Below are 15,824 nucleotides of genomic sequence, written 5' to 3' on the forward strand. Positions count from 1 at the left end.
CGGCAAGGTACCGTCGATAGGCAAGCACCCGGGTCCGCGGAGCAATGCGGATCCCAGGCGAAGGGGAAGCACCTCGTGGCACGCATCGGTGACGGCGGCGACCTGCTCAAGTGCTCATTCTGCGGGAAGAGCCAGAAGCAGGTGAAGAAGCTCATCGCGGGACCTGGTGTGTATATCTGCGACGAGTGCATCGACCTCTGCAACGAAATCATCGAGGAGGAACTCGCCGAGACCTCCGAGGTGCGCTGGGAGGAACTCCCCAAACCGCGGGAGATCTACGAGTTCCTCAACGGCTATGTCGTCGGCCAGGAGGCCGCGAAGAAGGCGCTCTCGGTCGCCGTCTACAACCACTACAAGCGGGTGCAGGCCGGCGAGAACGGCACCGGCCGCGGCGACGACGGCATCGAGCTCGCCAAGTCCAACATCCTGCTGCTCGGCCCCACCGGCTCCGGCAAGACCCTGCTCGCGCAGACGCTCGCCCGCATGCTGAACGTCCCCTTCGCCTTCGCCGACGCCACCGCCCTGACGGAGGCCGGCTATGTGGGCGAGGACGTCGAGAACATCCTGCTCAAGCTGATCCAGGCCGCGGACTTCGACATCAAGAAGGCCGAGACCGGCATCATCTACATCGATGAGATCGACAAGGTCGCCCGCAAGAGCGAGAACCCGTCGATCACCCGGGACGTCTCCGGCGAAGGCGTCCAGCAGGCGCTCCTCAAAATCCTGGAGGGCACCACCGCCTCCGTACCGCCCCAGGGCGGCCGCAAGCACCCCCACCAGGAATTCATCCAGATCGACACCACCAACGTCCTCTTCATCGTCGGCGGCGCGTTCGCCGGCCTGGAGAAGATCATCGAGGCCCGGTCCGGCGCCAAGGGCATCGGCTTCGGCGCCACCATCCGCTCCAAGCGCGAGATCGAGGCCAAGGACCAGCTCCAGGACGTCATGCCGGAGGACCTGGTGAAGTTCGGGATGATCCCGGAGTTCATCGGCCGCCTCCCGGTCCTCACCTCCGTCCACAACCTCGACCGCGAGGCCCTGCTGCAGATCCTCGTCGAGCCGCGCAACGCCCTCGTCAAGCAGTACCAGCGACTCTTCGAACTCGACGGCGTGGAGCTGGACTTCGACCGCCCGGCCCTGGAGGCCATCGCCGACCAGGCCATCCTGCGCGGCACCGGCGCCCGCGGCCTGCGCGCCATCATGGAAGAAGTCCTGATGTCGGTCATGTACGAGGTCCCGTCCCGCAAGGACGTCGCCCGCGTCGTCATCACCGAGGACGTCGTTCACTCGAATGTGAACCCGACACTCGTTCCGCGGAATCGGGGGGACTCGGGGGAGCCGCAGGAGAAGAGCGCGTAACGCGCGTCCCTGATATACGGAGCCACAGACATGCGGAGCCGCCCGGCAGCGAGAGCGCTGCCGGGCGGCTCCGTCATGACGTGCGGCGGCTCAGCTGGGCCGCCGCGCCTTACTTCTCCTTGCGGACCTCGTCGCGGATCTTGGCGGTCTTCTCCGCCAGCTGCTCGGCACCGGGGGCGTGTGCCTCGATCTGGCCGGGGTTGGTCCGCGACGGGACGTCAGTCGTCGAGACCATCGCGACCGCGCTGTTGTCGCCCCAGATGCAGGTGGTGGCATTGAAGGAGAGGGTCACTCCGCCTCCCCCAGCGGTGATCTTGTGCACCTTGCACTTCAGGACCGCGCCGTCGAAGCCGTCCGGCGAGTAGTCGGTGGGCCCCGTGGCGGTCTCCAGCTTCATGTTGTTCTCGCTGGAGTCCCTGCCCTTGAGGCTCTTCTCCATCCCCTCCTCCATCTTGGCGAACATCTGGTCCACCGCGGCCTCCGGGTCGGCGACCTTGCCGTAGGCGCCGATCACCTTCAACTGGAGCTTGCTGCTGTTCGTGTACGCGGCAGCAACACCCTTGCTCTCCGTGATCCCCATCGCCTTGGCCTGCTTGTCGTCCGTGAGGTCCTCGGGATCGTCGCCAGAGCCGGACGCCTTCTTGAACTCCCCGCCGAGCAGCGAGTCCTTCAGCTCGATCGTGTACGGCTTCACATCGTCACCCGACCCGAACACGAAGTACGCGCCCACGCCGATGGCCGCGACGGCCGCGATCGCGCCGATGATGAGGCCGATCTTCTTGCCGTTGCCGCCGCTCTCCGGCGGGCCCTGCGGGATGGTGCCGTACGGCGTCTGCTGGCCGCCCTGCTGGGGGAAGCCGTACCCGGGCTGCGGAGGCACCGGGCCGCCCTGCTGCGGCTGCTGGCCGTAGGGGCCGGGCTGCTGAGGCTGCTGGGGGTAGCCGTAACCCTGCTGCGGGGGCACCGGTCCGCCCTGCTGCGGGTAGCCGTACCCGGGCTGCGGAGCCGGCGGCTGCGGCTGGCCGTACGGGCCGGGCTGCTGCGGCTGCTGGCCGTACGGGCCGGGCGGCGGCTGGTTGTAGCTCATGGAGCGGTTCCCCTCGTGACAACTGACGGCAGCTGATGTTTATACGTTGCCGACATCTTCCCCGACGCCCCCGACAGCCGGTGCCCCGGGGGCGAAACCGATTCGAAGCTCCGACACTCGCGCCCGTACACTGTGCGTCGTGACCGAGAACACTCAGCAGAGCAGCCACAGCACCCCCGAACTGCCGACTCAGTACACGCCGGCCGATGTAGAGGGGCCGCTGTACGAGCGCTGGGTGGAGCGGGGCTACTTCGAGGCGGACGAGAAGAGCGAGAAGCCGCCGTACACGATCGTGATCCCCCCGCCGAACGTCACGGGCTCCCTGCACCTGGGCCACGCCTTCGAGCACACCCTCATCGACGCCCTGACCCGCCGTAAGCGGATGCAGGGCTTCGAGACGCTGTGGCAGCCGGGTATGGACCACGCCGGCATCGCCACGCAGAACGTTGTGGAGAGGGAGCTCGCCAAGGAGGGCGTTTCGCGCCACGACCTGGGGCGGGAAGCGTTCGTCGAGCGGGTCTGGCGGTGGAAGGCCGAGTCCGGGGGCCAGATCTCCGGCCAGATGCGGCGCCTGGGCGACGGCGTCGCCTGGTCGCGTGAGCGGTTCACCATGGACGAGGGCCTCTCCAAGGCCGTCCAGACCATCTTCAAGCGGCTCCACGACGACGAGCTGATCTACCGCGCCGAGCGGATCATCAACTGGTGCCCGCGCTGTCTGACCGCCATCTCGGACATCGAGGTGGAGTATCAGGACGACGAGGGCGAGCTGGTCTCGATCCGGTACGGGGAGGGGGACGAGTCCGTCGTCGTCGCGACCACCCGTGCCGAGACGATGCTCGGTGACACCGCGGTCGCGGTCCACCCGGAGGACGAGCGGTACGCCCATCTCGTCGGCACCGAGATCGAGTTGCCGCTCACCGGCCGCCGGATCCCGGTCGTCGCGGACGAGCATGTCGATCCGGAGTTCGGCACCGGAGCCGTCAAGGTCACCCCGGCGCACGACCCGAACGACTTCGAGATCGGTCAGCGGCACGGTCTGCCGAGTCTGGCCGTCATGGACGAGCACGCGGTCATCACCGCGCACGGCCCGTTCCAGGGCCTGGACCGCCTGGAGGCCCGCAGCACCATCGTCGGCGCGCTGCGCGCCGAGGGCCGGATCGTCGCCGAGAAGCGCCCGTACACACACTCCGTCGGGCACTGCTCACGCTGCAAGACCACCATCGAGCCGCGGCTGTCGATGCAGTGGTGGGTCAGGGTCGGCCCGCTGGCGAAGGCCGCGGGGGACGCGGTCCGTGAGGGCAAGGTCGCGATCCATCCCAAGGAGATGGAGTCGCGCTACTTCGGCTGGGTCGACAATCTCCACGACTGGTGCATTTCGCGGCAGTTGTGGTGGGGTCACCGTATTCCTGTCTGGTACGGCCCCGACGGGGAAGTCGTCTGCGTCGGTCCGGACGAGGAGCCGCCGAGCGGAGAGGGCTGGCACCAGGACACGGACGTCCTGGACACCTGGTTCTCGTCCGGTCTCTGGCCGTTCTCCACGCTCGGCTGGCCCGAGCAGACGCCGAGCGTCGAGAAGTTCTATCCGAACGCGGTGCTGGTCACCGGGTACGACATCCTCTTCTTCTGGGTCGCCCGGATGATGATGTTCGGGCTGTACGCGATGGACGGCACCCCGCCGTTCCACACCATCGCGCTGCACGGCATGGTCCGCGACCAGTTCGGCAAGAAGATGTCCAAGTCCTTCGGGAACGCGGTCGATCCGCTGGACTGGATGGACAAGTACGGGTCGGACGCGGTCCGGTTCACGCTGGCCCGTGGCGCCAACCCAGGAGTCGACGTCCCGATCGGCGAGGACTGGGTCCAGGGGTCCCGCAACTTCGCCAACAAGATCTGGAACGCCACGCGGTTCGCGCTGATGAACGGTGCGACGGTGGAGGGCGAGCTGCCGCCCGCCGAGCGGCTGTCGGCGACCGACCGGTGGATCCTCTCCCGGCTCAACTCGGTCGTCGCCGAGGTCGACGCGTACTACGACGACTACCAGTTCGCGAAGCTGTCGGACACCCTCTTCCACTTCGCGTGGGACGAGGTCTTCGACTGGTACGTCGAGCTGTCGAAGACCACGTTCATGGCGGGCGGCCCGGCCGCCGACGCCTCGCGCCGGGTGCTGGGCGAGGTCCTGGACGTCACGCTGCGGCTGCTGCACCCGATCGTGCCCTTTGTGACGGAGACCCTGTGGACGGCGCTGACCGGCGGCGAGTCGGTGGTCATCGCCCAGTGGCCGGCCGCTGTGTCTGTTCCTGGGGCTGACGCCCCGGGTGGCTTCCGGGACGCGGCCGCGGAGGAGGAGATCGAGACCCTTCAGCAGGTCGTCACCGAGGTCCGCCGGTTCCGCTCCGACCAGGGGCTGCAGCCGGGCCAGAAGGTCCCGGCCCGGGTGGACCTGTCCGGTACGGCGCTGGCGGCGCACGAGGCCGCGATGCGTTCGCTGCTGCGGCTCCAGCCGGCGGGCGAGGGCTTCAGTGCCACCGCGTCGCTGCCGGTCGCGGGCGCCACGGTCGCGCTGGACCTGTCGGGGGCGATCGACGTCGAGGCGGAGCGCAAGCGGCTGACGAAGGATCTGACCACGGCCGAAAAGGAGCTGTCGCAGGCCACGGCCAAGCTGGGCAATGAGGCGTTCCTGGCCAAGGCGCCGGAGAAGGTCGTGGAGAAGATCCGCCAGCGTCGGTCTGCCGCCGAGGCGGACATCGAGCGGATCTCCGCGCAGCTGGCGGCGCTGCCCCAGGGGTGACGCCGCGCTTCGCCTGCGCCCCACGTCGTCGGCCGTCCCGCCGTTGCACCTGCGGTGAGCTGTTACCGCTGCGCGGGGCTGTTCGGCAGCGGCGCCGGACCTCCGGACTCCGTCCTGCGGACCGGCACCTCCCGAGGGGGTGGGCAAAAGGACGGTGAGGGTGCACGTAGTCGGTCGTGTTCACCTTGTGGAAGCGATCACAGGTACCCGACAGATCACATGTGCCCCCACCGGCCCTTTCCCCCCACCGTCGGGAGGATGGGGGCGCCTCCCATGCCCTTCAGGCTATGGGGGAGGGCCGCAGGACGGAGTCCGGAGGCCCGTCACCGCACCCGAAAAACCCACGCCCGGCGCGTGCGGGTACCGCCCACGCCGTTCAGGCAGTGGGGGAGCAACGGCGAACAATCCCCACGGCCGGACGGCCGAAAACGACGAGCAATCCAGCCGGCCCAGGCAAAGCGCAGCGGGAGACCTATGTCGGCCCAGGCAAAGCGCGGCGAACACCCTCGTAGACTTGTCGTCGTGAGCGAGCGCCCCGAAAACGACGACCCCGGCCCGACCGACCCCTTCGACGAATTGGTCCAGGCCGAGACGAACCGTGACCCCGATCTCGCGGTGATCGAGGCCGGCAGCCGGACCCTGCGCGCGCAGGCCGGACCGCCGCAGGGGGACGCTGTGCCCGCCCGGCCCAGCGACCCCGAGGTCGACCGTGCGCTGCGCGCGGTCGAGGAGGAGCTGGCCGGCCGCTGGGGCGAGACCAAGCTCGACCCGTCGGTCCAGCGCATCGAGGCGCTGCTGGACATCCTGGGCTCGCCGCAGCGCGCCTACCCGTCCATCCACATCACCGGCACCAACGGCAAGACCAGCACGGCCCGCATGATCGAGGCCCTGCTGACCTCCTTCGACCTGCGCACCGGCCGCTACACGAGCCCGCATGTCCAGTCCGTCACCGAGCGGATCAGCCTGGACGGCAGCCCGATCTCCGCCGAGCGCTTCATCGAGACGTACCGCGACATCGCCCCGTATGTGGAGATGGTCGACACCCAGCAGCAGTACCGGCTGTCGTTCTTCGAGGTGCTGACCGCGATGGCGTTCGCCGCCTTCGCCGACGCGCCGGTGGACATCGCCGTGGTCGAGGTCGGCATGGGCGGCACCTGGGACGCGACGAACGTCATCGACGGCGATGTCGCCGTCATCACGCCGATCGCGCTGGACCACACCGACCGGCTGGGGGAGACCCCCGAGCAGATCGCCGGCGAGAAGTCCGGAATCATCAAGAAGGACGCCACGGTCGTACTGGCCCAGCAGCCGGTGGACGCGGCGTCCGTGATGCTCAAGCGTGCCGTCGAGGTGGACGCCACGGTCGCCCGTGAGGGCATGGAGTTCGGCGTGCTCTCCCGGGAGGTCGCGGTCGGCGGGCAGATGCTGACGCTGCGCGGTCTGGGCGGGGAGTACCCGGAGATCTTCCTGCCGCTGTACGGCGCCCATCAGGCGCACAACGCCGCGGTGGCGCTGGCCGCGGTCGAGGCGTTCTTCGGTGTCGGCTCGGAGCACGCCCGTCCGCTGGACATCGAGACCATCCGCGGCGCGTTCGCCTCGGTGGCCTCGCCGGGCCGGATGGAGGTCGTCCGGCGCAGTCCGACCGTCGTGCTGGACGCCGCGCACAACCCGGCGGGCGCGCGCGCCGCGGCCGAGGCGGTGACCGAGGCGTTCGGTTTCAGCCGCCTGGTCGGTGTCGTCGGCGCCAGCGACGGCAAGGACGTCCGGGGCCTCCTGGAGGCGTTCGAGCCGATCTTCGCCGAGGTGGTGGTGACGCGTAACTCCAGCCATCGCGCGATGGACGCCGATGAGCTGGCGGCGGTCGCAGTCGAGGTGTTCGGCGCCGAGCGGGTGCAGGTCGAGCCGCGGCTGGACGACGCCCTGGAGGCGGCGATCACCCTGGCCGAGGAAGAGGGCGAGTTCTCCGGAGCGGGTGTGCTGGTGACCGGCTCCGTGATCACGGTCGGCGAGGCCCGGCTGCTCATGAGGAGGAGCTGAGCATGCGCACCCTGTGTGCGAGCACCCTGATAGGCGAGTTCTTTGTGATCGGCTTCGCCGGGCTGGTCGCGATGCAGCTCAGCGATCTGCCGACGGCCACGGTCTGGGCGGTCAGCGGGACCGCGATGCTGCTGAGCGTCCTGCTGTGCGGGATGCTCGGCCGCCCCGGGGGCGTCCAGCTCGGCTGGGTGCTGCAGATCGCGCTGATCGCGAGTGGCTTCGTCGTGCCGACGATGTTCTTCCTCGGAGCGGTGTTCGCGGCGCTGTGGTGGGCGTCGGTGCATTACGGGCGGAAGGTCGACGAGGCCAGGGCGAAGGCGGCTGCGGCGGGTTGATCCGCGCCGCGCTCGGCGGTGGCCCGGTGGCGCCGTTGCCGCTCGCCGTCGTCAGGTGTGTGGCTCGGCACGGAGCCCGGGCCGCTTCCCCGCCGTTGCCGGGGGGTGTTCCGCCCGACGCCCTACGCCGTGGTCTGATCGGCGAGTGCGGTCCGGGCGCCGTCGCTCCGAAGGCGCCCTGTAGCCTCGGCTCACCGCAGTCGAAGTTTGCAAGGAGCCGAATCCATGAGCCAGCGCACTCTCGTCCTTCTCAAGCCTGACGCGGTCAGGCGAGGCCTGGTCGGCGAGATCCTCGGCCGTATCGAGAAGAAGGCCGGCTGGACGATCACGGCGCTGGAGATGCGCAGCCTCGACCGTGCCCTTCTTGAGCAGCACTACGCCGAGCACGTCGGCCGCGACTTCTACGAGCCCCTGGTGGAGTTCATGTCCTCCGGTCCGGTGGTTTCGCTGGTCGTCGAGGGTGAGCGGGTGATCGAGGGCGTGCGGGCGCTGGCCGGTCCGACTGACCCGATTGCCGCACCGAGTGGGTCCATTCGTGGGGACTTCGGCACGATCACGCGGGAGAATCTGATCCACGCCTCGGATTCCGAAGAGTCCGCCGAGCGTGAGATCAAGATTTTCTTCCCGGGTATTTCCTGACTATTCATCAGCTGTATACCCCTCGTGACCAGGGGCGACCGAAGAAAACATCGGTCGCCCTTTGGCATATGAGCCACGAAAGGGGGAACGCATCTTCACGACACGTCGTCACCATTAAGGGTGGCGGGTGTGTGTACGGCTGACAATGGCGGAACACCCTCCCACCGTGTTCGAGTGCACGCGACTACGAACTACGATGGGGGCTTCCGCGCCTCACAGCGCATCACCTCCTGCCGACCTCAAGTAAGCATTCGCTACCAGTTGGGAAGGCCAGACGTATCCTCATGGGGAACAACATGTCGTTCATCGGCCGTGACATGGCTGTCGACCTCGGGACCGCCAACACGCTGGTGTACGTCAGGGGCCGCGGCATCGTTCTCAACGAGCCGTCGGTCGTGGCCATCAACACCAACACCGGCGGCATCCTGGCGGTGGGCGCCGAGGCGAAGAAGATGATCGGGCGGACGCCCGGCAACATCGTCGCGGTGCGGCCCCTGAAGGACGGCGTGATCGCCGACTTCGAGATCACCGAGCGGATGCTCCGCTACTTCATCCTGAAGATCCACAAGCGCCGCTATCTGGCCCGCCCCCGGGTGGTCGTCTGCGTTCCCTCCGGTATCACCGGAGTTGAGCGCCGCGCCGTCATCGAGGCGTCGACCCAGGCCGGCGCGCGGCAGGTGCACATCATCGAGGAGCCGATGGCCGCCGCGATCGGGTCCGGTCTGCCGGTCCACGAGGCCACCGGCAACATGGTCGTGGACATCGGCGGCGGTACGACCGAGGTCGCGGTCATCTCGCTCGGCGGAATCGTCACCGCCCAGTCCATCAGGGTGGCCGGCGACGAGCTGGACAACGCGATCATCCAGCACATCAAGAAGGAGTACAGCCTGCTGCTGGGCGAGCGCACCGCCGAGAGCATCAAGATCACCATTGGCTCGGCCCACGACTTCGACCAGGACGAGCACACCGAGATCCGCGGCCGCGATCTGGTCTCCGGCCTGCCGAAGACCGTCGTCATCTCGGCCGCCGAGGTCCGCAAGGCCATCGAGGAGCCGGTGAACTCCATCGTCGACGCGGTCAAGACGACCCTCGACAAGTGCCCGCCGGAGCTGTCCGGTGACGTCATGGACCGCGGCATCGTGCTCACCGGAGGCGGCGCCCTGCTCCGCGGCCTCGACGAGCGGCTGCGCCGTGAGACCGGCATGCCCATCCACATCGCCGAGGACCCGCTCGACTCCGTCGCGCTCGGTTCCGGCAAGTGCGTCGAGGAGTTCGAGGCCCTCCAGCAGGTCCTCGACTCCCAGCCACGCAGGTAGCACGACCTTCGCCCGACCGGCCCGCAGGCGCCGTGCGGCGTCCGCGGGGGTCGGGCAGCATGGCAGACAACGGCCGGTCCGTATGTCGTGTCCGGCTGATATACAGGCACAGACACGCCGCAGGCAAAACACCGACAATCCCGGTGCACTGACGCTTCGCCACCAGGCACCGCACACACAGGCACAACGCTCAACTCCCGAACGAGACCGGCGGGGCCCGCAGCCGGCCGGTCCTACGAGGAAGGACACGGCCGCCGCACGTGAGGGACACACGAGAGAGCCGGCTGCTGCTGGTGCTGCTGATCGCGATCGCGTTCGCGCTGATCACGGTCGATATCCGCGGCGGTGAACAGTCCCCGCTCGACGGTGCCCGGCAAGCCGCCGCCTCCGTCTTCGGCCCGGTCGAGGGCGGCGTCGCCCAGATCGTCGACCCGGTGGGCAACGCCGTCGGTGCGGTGCGGGACTCCGGTGAACGGCACACCCGGATCAGCCGGCTGGAGCACGAGAACGCCGCCCTCAAGGCCAAGCTCGGCTCCTCCGACCGGCACCGCAGCCGCGCCGCCCAGCTCGACAAGTTGCTCAAGACCGCCGGCACCGGCCAGTACGGCATCAAGGGCGCCCAAGTCATCGCCATCGGCGCGGCCCAGGGCTTCTCCTGGACCGTCACCATCGACGCCGGGTCCCGCGACGGCATCGCCCGCGATATGACCGTCCTCAACGGTGACGGGCTGGTCGGCCGGGTGACCACCGTCAGCGCCGACACCGCCACGGTCCTGCTGGCCAACGACCCGGACTTCGCCGTCGGCACCCGGATGGAGAAGACCAACGAGATCGGCTTCGGCAACGGCCAGGGCGGCCGCTCGCTGCGCGTCCAACTCCTCAACGGCAGGGCCGCGGTCAAGCGCGGCGACCGTCTGGTCACCTTCGGCTCCAGCGCCGACAAACCGTTCGTGCCCGGCGTGCCGGTCGGCGAGGTCGTCAAGGTCGAGCCGTCCAACGGCGATCTGACCCGCACCCTCCAGGTCCGGCCGTTCGTCGCCTTCTCCCAGCTCGACATCGTCGGCGTCGTCGTCGTGCCGCCCCGCCAGGACCCGCGCGACACCGTCCTGCCGCCCAAACCGGCCAAGCCCAAGCCGACGCCGACGGTCACCGTCACGGCCACCCCCACCCCCACCGCGAGCGCGCCTCCCAGGAGCTGACCGATGCGCATCAACCGGATCCTGCTCGCCACCCCGCTGGTGGTCGTCGCCCTGATCGTCCAGGTCAGCATCCTCGCCCGGCTTCAACTCCCCGGCGCCGTCCCCGACCTGATGCTGCTGGTCGTGGTCGGCCTGTCCCTGGTCTACGGCCATGTCGGCGGCGCCCTGACCGGCTTCGGCGCCGGCCTGCTCGCCGATCTCGCACCGCCCTCCGACCACGCCATCGGCAGCTACGCCCTGGTGCTCTGCGTCATCGGCTACGCCGCCGGCCTGACCCGGCCCGAGTCCGGGCGGCACCGCTCGGCGACGATCCCGCTCGTGGTCGTCGTCGGCGCCGCCGTCGGCTCGACCCTGCTCTATGCCGCCGTCGGCTCGCTGGTCGGTGACACCGCCGCCCGGCACGTCGGCATCGGCGGTCTGGTGCTCAGCGCCACCGTCTACGACCTGCTGCTCGCCCCCTTCACCGTCCCGCTGGTGATGGCGCTGGCCCGCAGGACCGAGAACGACGCGCTGACCGACGGCGTCGGCAGCCAGGGCGGCGCGGCCGGCACCCGCGAGTCGGGGTACGGCTGGCTCAGCCCCGGCACCGGCCTCCAGAGCGGCCGCGGTCTGCTGAAGCCGGGGCGGGTGGGCCGGCCGACCCGGGTGCCCCGGATCGGCAGCCAGCGCGGCGGACTGCTCACCAGGTCGGCCCGCAGCAAGGCCACCCGTATCAAGGGGGTCAAGCGGCTGTGAGGGAGCGGAGCGAGGGAATCATCGAAAGGTGCGCTCCCCGTGAATGGGGGGCGGGGCGTAGCGAGGTACCGGCTGTGAGGGAGCGGAGCGAGGGAATCATCGAAAGGTGCGCTTCCCGTGAATGGGAGGCGGGGCGTAGCGAGGTACCGGCTGTGAGGGAGCGGAGCGAGGGAACCGTCGAAAGGTGCGCGCTCCGCGAATGCGAGGCCGAGCGTAGCGAGGTACCGGCATGAGCGGTGCACTGTCCACGGGGGCGGCGCGGTCTGTGACCGCGGTGCGAGCCGGGCACGGGGCCATCGGACACGCAGTGGGGGCGCCATGACGAACATTCCGGGGAACGGCCGGACCAACCGGGTCACCGTCCGTCTCATCGCGATCCAGATCCTGGTCGTCTCCCTTCTCCTCACCCTCGGCGGCCGACTCTGGTATCTGCAGATCCGCGACGGCAAGGAGTACGCCGACGAGGCGAGGAGCAACCACGTCCAGCAGGTCATCGTGCCCGCCACCCGCGGCTCCATCCTCGACGCGCGCGGGGTGCCGCTGGCCGACAACGAGACCCGTCTGGTCGTCTCCGCCAGCCGTACCGAGCTGCTGAAGATGAAGGACGACGGCAAGGCCGTGCTCGGCCGGCTCGCCAAGGTGCTGAGCATGTCCGAGCAGGAGATCCGCAACAAGGTCCGGCTCTGCGACGCCGAGACCCCGCAACCCTGCTGGAACGGCTCCCCCTTCCAGCCGATCCCGATCACCGACGAGGCCACCACCCAGCAGGCCCTCCAGATCCGTGAGCGCTCCGAGGACTTCCCCGGCATCAGCGCCGAGCCCACCGCCGTCCGCCGCTACCCCGCCCCCGGCAAGGCCAACACCGGCCAGGTCCTGGGCTATCTCTCGCCGGTCACCGACGAGGAGATCAACGAGGCCAAGGACAGCAGTTCGCCGCTGCTGCGCTCCGACCAGATCGGCCGGTCCGGGCTGGAGCGGACGTACGACAGCGATCTGCGCGGCAAGGCCCATGTGAACCGCTACGAGGTCGACAACCTCGGCCGGGTCATCCGCGAGTCCAAGAGCGAGAAGGGCGAGGCCGGTTCCAGCCTCGTCACCAGCATCGACGCCCGCGTGCAGGCGGTGGCGGAAAAAGAGCTGGACCAGGCCATGAAGGACGCCCGCAAGCAGCACGACCGGAACACCGGCACCAACTACAAGGCCGACGCGGGCGCCGTGGTCGTCCTGGAGTCGAAGACCGGCCGGGTGGTGGCGATGGCCTCCAACCCCACCTACGACCCCAACGCCTGGGTCGGCGGCATCGACGCCAAGGACTACGCCAAGCTCACCGGCAAGAAGTCCAACTACCCGCTGCTGAACCGCGCCATCCAGGGGCAGGCGGCCCCCGGCTCGATCTTCAAGGTCATCTCGACCGCCGCCGCGGTCAACGCCGGCCACAAGTTCAACGGCAGCTACCCCTGCGGCAGCTCGTACACCGCCGATGGCCAGACGTACAAGAACTACGAGTCGCGGAGCTATGGCTCGATCAACCTGGGCCGGGCGCTGGAGGTCTCCTGCGACACCGTCTTCTACAAGCTCTCGCACGACGAGTGGAAGCGGGACGGCGGGGACAAGCCGAGGCCGGACGCCAAGGACTGGTTCTACAAGACCGCCCACCAGTTCGGCCTCGGCGCGAAGACCGGCATCGACCTCCCCAACGAGGTCACCGGCCGGGTCCCCGACCGCCAGTGGAAGAAGGACTTCTGGAAGGCCAACAAGGCCGGCTGGTGCGAGCAGGCCAAGGCATGGCCGAAGAAGAAGGACTTCGGTACGAAGCTCGCCCGGGAGAACTGCCTTGAGGGCATGAAGCTGCACGCCTACGACTCGATCAACTACGCCATCGGCCAGGGCGACACCCTCGTCACCCCGATCCAGATGGCGACCATCTACGCCGCGATCAGCAACGGCGGCACGCTCTACGACCCGACCGTCGGCAAGGCCGTCGTCAGCCCCGACGGCAAGCACATCCGGCACATCGAGCCGCAGGCGCACGGCAAGCTGCCGGTCGCCAAGAAGACCCTGGCGCAGATGGACAACGCCCTGGCCGGCGTCGCCGAGCGCGGTACCGCCGCCTGGCGCTTCCAGGGCTGGCCCCAGGAGAAGATCCCGATGCACGCCAAGACCGGTACGGCCGAGGTCTACGGCAAGCAGACGACGTCCTGGTTCGCCACGTACACCAAGGACTACACGATCGTCATGACCATCTCCCAGGGCGGTACGGGCTCCGGCGCCTCCGGTCCGGCCGTCCGCCACATCTATGACGCGATCTACGGGCTCAATGAGAAGGGCGAGATCGACCCGAAGGCCGCCCTGCTCCCGAAGCCGCAGACGACGCTGCCCAAGATCGAGGACGACGGCACGATCGTGGCCCAGCCCATCAAGCCCTATGTCCGGCCGAAGCCGTCGCCGTCCGCATCGGGGAGCCCCGAATGACGACCAGCCGCATCGTGCCCAAGGCGTTCTCCGTCCGCCGTTACAGCCCCGAACCCGGCACGTGGGGCAAGCTCACCGCACGCGACTCCGTCCTGCGCAAGCTGGACTGGATACTGATCCTGTGCTGTGTGGTGCTGTCCCTCATCGGCTCGCTGCTGGTCTTCTCCGCCACCCGCAACCGCATCGAGCTCAACCACGGCGACCAGTACCAGTACTTCCTGCACCATCTGCTGAACACCGGCATCGGACTGGCGCTGGCCGGCTGCACGATCTGGCTAGGCCACCGCACCCTGCGCGGTGCGGTCCCGATCCTCTACGGCCTGTCGGTGGTGCTCGCACTGCTGGTGCTGACCCCGCTGGGCGCCACCATCAACGGTTCGCGGTCCTGGCTGGCGATCCCGGGCGGATTCTCCCTGCAGCCCGCAGAGTTCGCGAAGATCACCATCACGCTCGGCATGGCGATGCTGTTGGCGGCCAGGGTCGACGCGGGCGACCGGGCATACCCCGGCCACCGCACCGTCGTCCAGGCCCTGGCGCTGGCCGCCGTCCCGGTGGCCGTCATCATGCTCATGCCCGACCTGGGCTCGGTCATGGTGCTGGGCGCCATCATTCTCGGCGTCCTGCTCGCCTCCGGCGCCTCCAACCGCTGGATCCTCGGCCTGCTGGGCGCGGGCGTCATCGGCTGCCTCACCGTCTGGCAGCTCGGTCTGCTCGACGACTACCAGATCGCCCGGTTCGCCGCGTTCGCCAACCCGAGTCTCGACCCGGCCGGTGTCGGCTACAACACCAACCAGGCACGCATCGCGATCGGCGGCGGCGGACTGACCGGCTCGGGCCTCTTCAAGGGCAGCCAGACCACCGGCCAGTTCGTCCCCGAGCAGCAGACGGACTTCATCTTCACCGTCGCCGGAGAGGAACTGGGCTTCCTCGGCGCGGGGTTCATCATCTTCCTGCTCGGCGTGGTGATGTGGCGCGCCTGCCGCATCGCCCGCGAGACGACCGAACTCTACGGCACCATCGTCGCCGCCGGCATCATCGCCTGGTTCGCCTTCCAGTCCTTCGAGAACATCGGCATGACCCTGGGCATCATGCCCGTCACCGGCCTCCCGCTCCCGTTCGTCTCCTACGGCGGCACCTCGATGTTCGCCGTCTGGATCGCGATCGGGCTGCTCCAGTCGATCAGGGTGCAGCGGCCGCTGTCGGCGGGCCGCTGAGGGCTCTCCCGGGAACTATGCCGTGGTGTCGTCCGCGTACAGCTCGAACCACAGGGACGTCGAACGGGTCGGCCCCTCGAAGGGGGTGGTGCCCCAGCGGTCGGCGAGATGGGCGAGGAGCAGCAGACAGTGGCCCGGCTCGGGGGCGGGCGCCGGGATCCGGGACGTCCCCTCGTCGTGGACGCTGATCCGGAGGCCGTCGTCGGTGGTCAGGATGCGCAGCAGGATGTCCGTGGACTCCGGGGCGCGCAGATGGGAGTGGGTCACCGCTTCCGAGGTGAGCAGCACCGCGGTGTCCAGGAGGGGGGAGAGGCCGGTCCGGCTCAGCACCGCACGGACGAAGTCTCGGGCGGCTTTCGGGGCGGTCGGCTGGTTCGGTGCCGTCAGGAGGTACGGGCGGGCGCCCGTCGAGACGCGGATGGGGGGCCGGGCGACGGTTGCGGTGGATGGGTGCACGGGTTTCTCCCTCCCCGAAGGGGTCGAGTGAGCGCCGGAGCGGATGTCACCCTGTGTGGATGGCTGTGACACACCGTAATCCACCGCCTGTCCTCCGGGCTACTCGCCCGCCTGGGTGTCCGGGCCTCCCGCGTTGACAGTCGGGAGTGGTGGAACGGGTGCGCCAGGAGGGTGGTCGACCGTCGGA

The 15,824-nt window shown here is 69.0% G+C and carries 12 protein-coding genes; 10 read left to right on the forward strand and 2 right to left on the reverse strand.

Annotated elements, in window-relative coordinates; genetic code table 11:
- Positions 1-75: 75 nt before the first annotated feature.
- A complete protein-coding gene (gene clpX, locus K9S39_RS29130; RefSeq protein WP_248866314.1) occupies positions 76-1,359 on the forward strand; it encodes an ATP-dependent Clp protease ATP-binding subunit ClpX in 1,284 nt (427 codons plus the stop codon).
- A 109-nt stretch (positions 1,360-1,468) separates the two neighbouring features.
- On the opposite strand, the gene K9S39_RS29135 is transcribed toward clpX, so the two are convergent.
- Positions 1,469-2,446, reverse strand: coding sequence for a hypothetical protein (locus K9S39_RS29135; RefSeq protein ID WP_248866315.1), 978 nt, complete (start codon positions 2,444-2,446; stop codon positions 1,469-1,471).
- A 139-nt stretch (positions 2,447-2,585) separates the two neighbouring features.
- On the opposite strand from K9S39_RS29135, the gene K9S39_RS29140 reads away from it, so the two are divergent.
- The 9 genes from K9S39_RS29140 to rodA all read left to right on the forward strand — a co-directional run bounded on the left by K9S39_RS29140 (position 2,586) and on the right by rodA (position 15,181).
- The gene (locus tag K9S39_RS29140) at positions 2,586-5,234 is read left to right on the forward strand and encodes a valine--tRNA ligase (RefSeq protein ID WP_248866316.1); all 2,649 of its coding nucleotides are present in this window, start codon (positions 2,586-2,588) and stop codon (positions 5,232-5,234) included.
- Between the two features lie 522 nt (positions 5,235-5,756).
- The gene (folC, locus tag K9S39_RS29145) at positions 5,757-7,271 is read left to right on the forward strand and encodes a bifunctional tetrahydrofolate synthase/dihydrofolate synthase (RefSeq protein WP_248866317.1); all 1,515 of its coding nucleotides are present in this window, start codon (positions 5,757-5,759) and stop codon (positions 7,269-7,271) included.
- A gap of 2 nt (positions 7,272-7,273) precedes the next feature.
- The gene (locus tag K9S39_RS29150; RefSeq protein ID WP_248866318.1) at positions 7,274-7,606 is read left to right on the forward strand and encodes a DUF4233 domain-containing protein; all 333 of its coding nucleotides are present in this window, start codon (positions 7,274-7,276) and stop codon (positions 7,604-7,606) included.
- 225 nt (positions 7,607-7,831) lie between these two features.
- On the forward strand, positions 7,832-8,245 hold the full coding sequence (gene ndk, locus K9S39_RS29155) for a nucleoside-diphosphate kinase (RefSeq protein WP_248866319.1): 414 nt from the start codon (positions 7,832-7,834) through the stop codon (positions 8,243-8,245).
- A gap of 296 nt (positions 8,246-8,541) precedes the next feature.
- Positions 8,542-9,561, forward strand: a complete 1,020-nt coding sequence (locus tag K9S39_RS29160; RefSeq protein WP_248869017.1) for a rod shape-determining protein — start codon at positions 8,542-8,544, stop codon at positions 9,559-9,561.
- 260 nt (positions 9,562-9,821) lie between these two features.
- On the forward strand, positions 9,822-10,760 hold the full coding sequence (gene mreC, locus K9S39_RS29165; protein WP_248866320.1) for a rod shape-determining protein MreC: 939 nt from the start codon (positions 9,822-9,824) through the stop codon (positions 10,758-10,760).
- 3 nt (positions 10,761-10,763) lie between these two features.
- Positions 10,764-11,495: a rod shape-determining protein MreD gene (gene mreD / locus K9S39_RS29170; protein ID WP_248866321.1), complete on the forward strand. Its 732-nt coding sequence runs from the start codon at positions 10,764-10,766 to the stop codon at positions 11,493-11,495.
- Between the two features lie 318 nt (positions 11,496-11,813).
- Positions 11,814-13,967, forward strand: a complete 2,154-nt coding sequence (mrdA, locus tag K9S39_RS29175; protein WP_248866322.1) for a penicillin-binding protein 2 — start codon at positions 11,814-11,816, stop codon at positions 13,965-13,967.
- Positions 13,964-15,181 (forward strand): rod shape-determining protein RodA, encoded by a 1,218-nt coding sequence (gene rodA, locus K9S39_RS29180; RefSeq protein ID WP_248866323.1) that lies wholly within the window; start codon positions 13,964-13,966, stop codon positions 15,179-15,181. Before mrdA ends, rodA begins: the two co-directional genes overlap by 4 nt.
- Positions 15,182-15,196: 15 nt before the next feature.
- On the opposite strand, the gene K9S39_RS29185 is transcribed toward rodA, so the two are convergent.
- Positions 15,197-15,637 carry an ATP-binding protein gene (locus tag K9S39_RS29185; RefSeq protein ID WP_248866324.1) on the reverse strand — a complete coding sequence of 147 codons (441 nt, stop codon included), beginning with the start codon at positions 15,635-15,637 and terminating at the stop codon, positions 15,197-15,199.
- Between the last annotated feature and the right edge of the window lie 187 nt (positions 15,638-15,824).

It is taken from the genome of Streptomyces halobius (assembly GCF_023277745.1).
GTDB classification, from domain to species: Bacteria; Actinomycetota; Actinomycetes; order Streptomycetales; family Streptomycetaceae; genus Streptomyces; species Streptomyces halobius.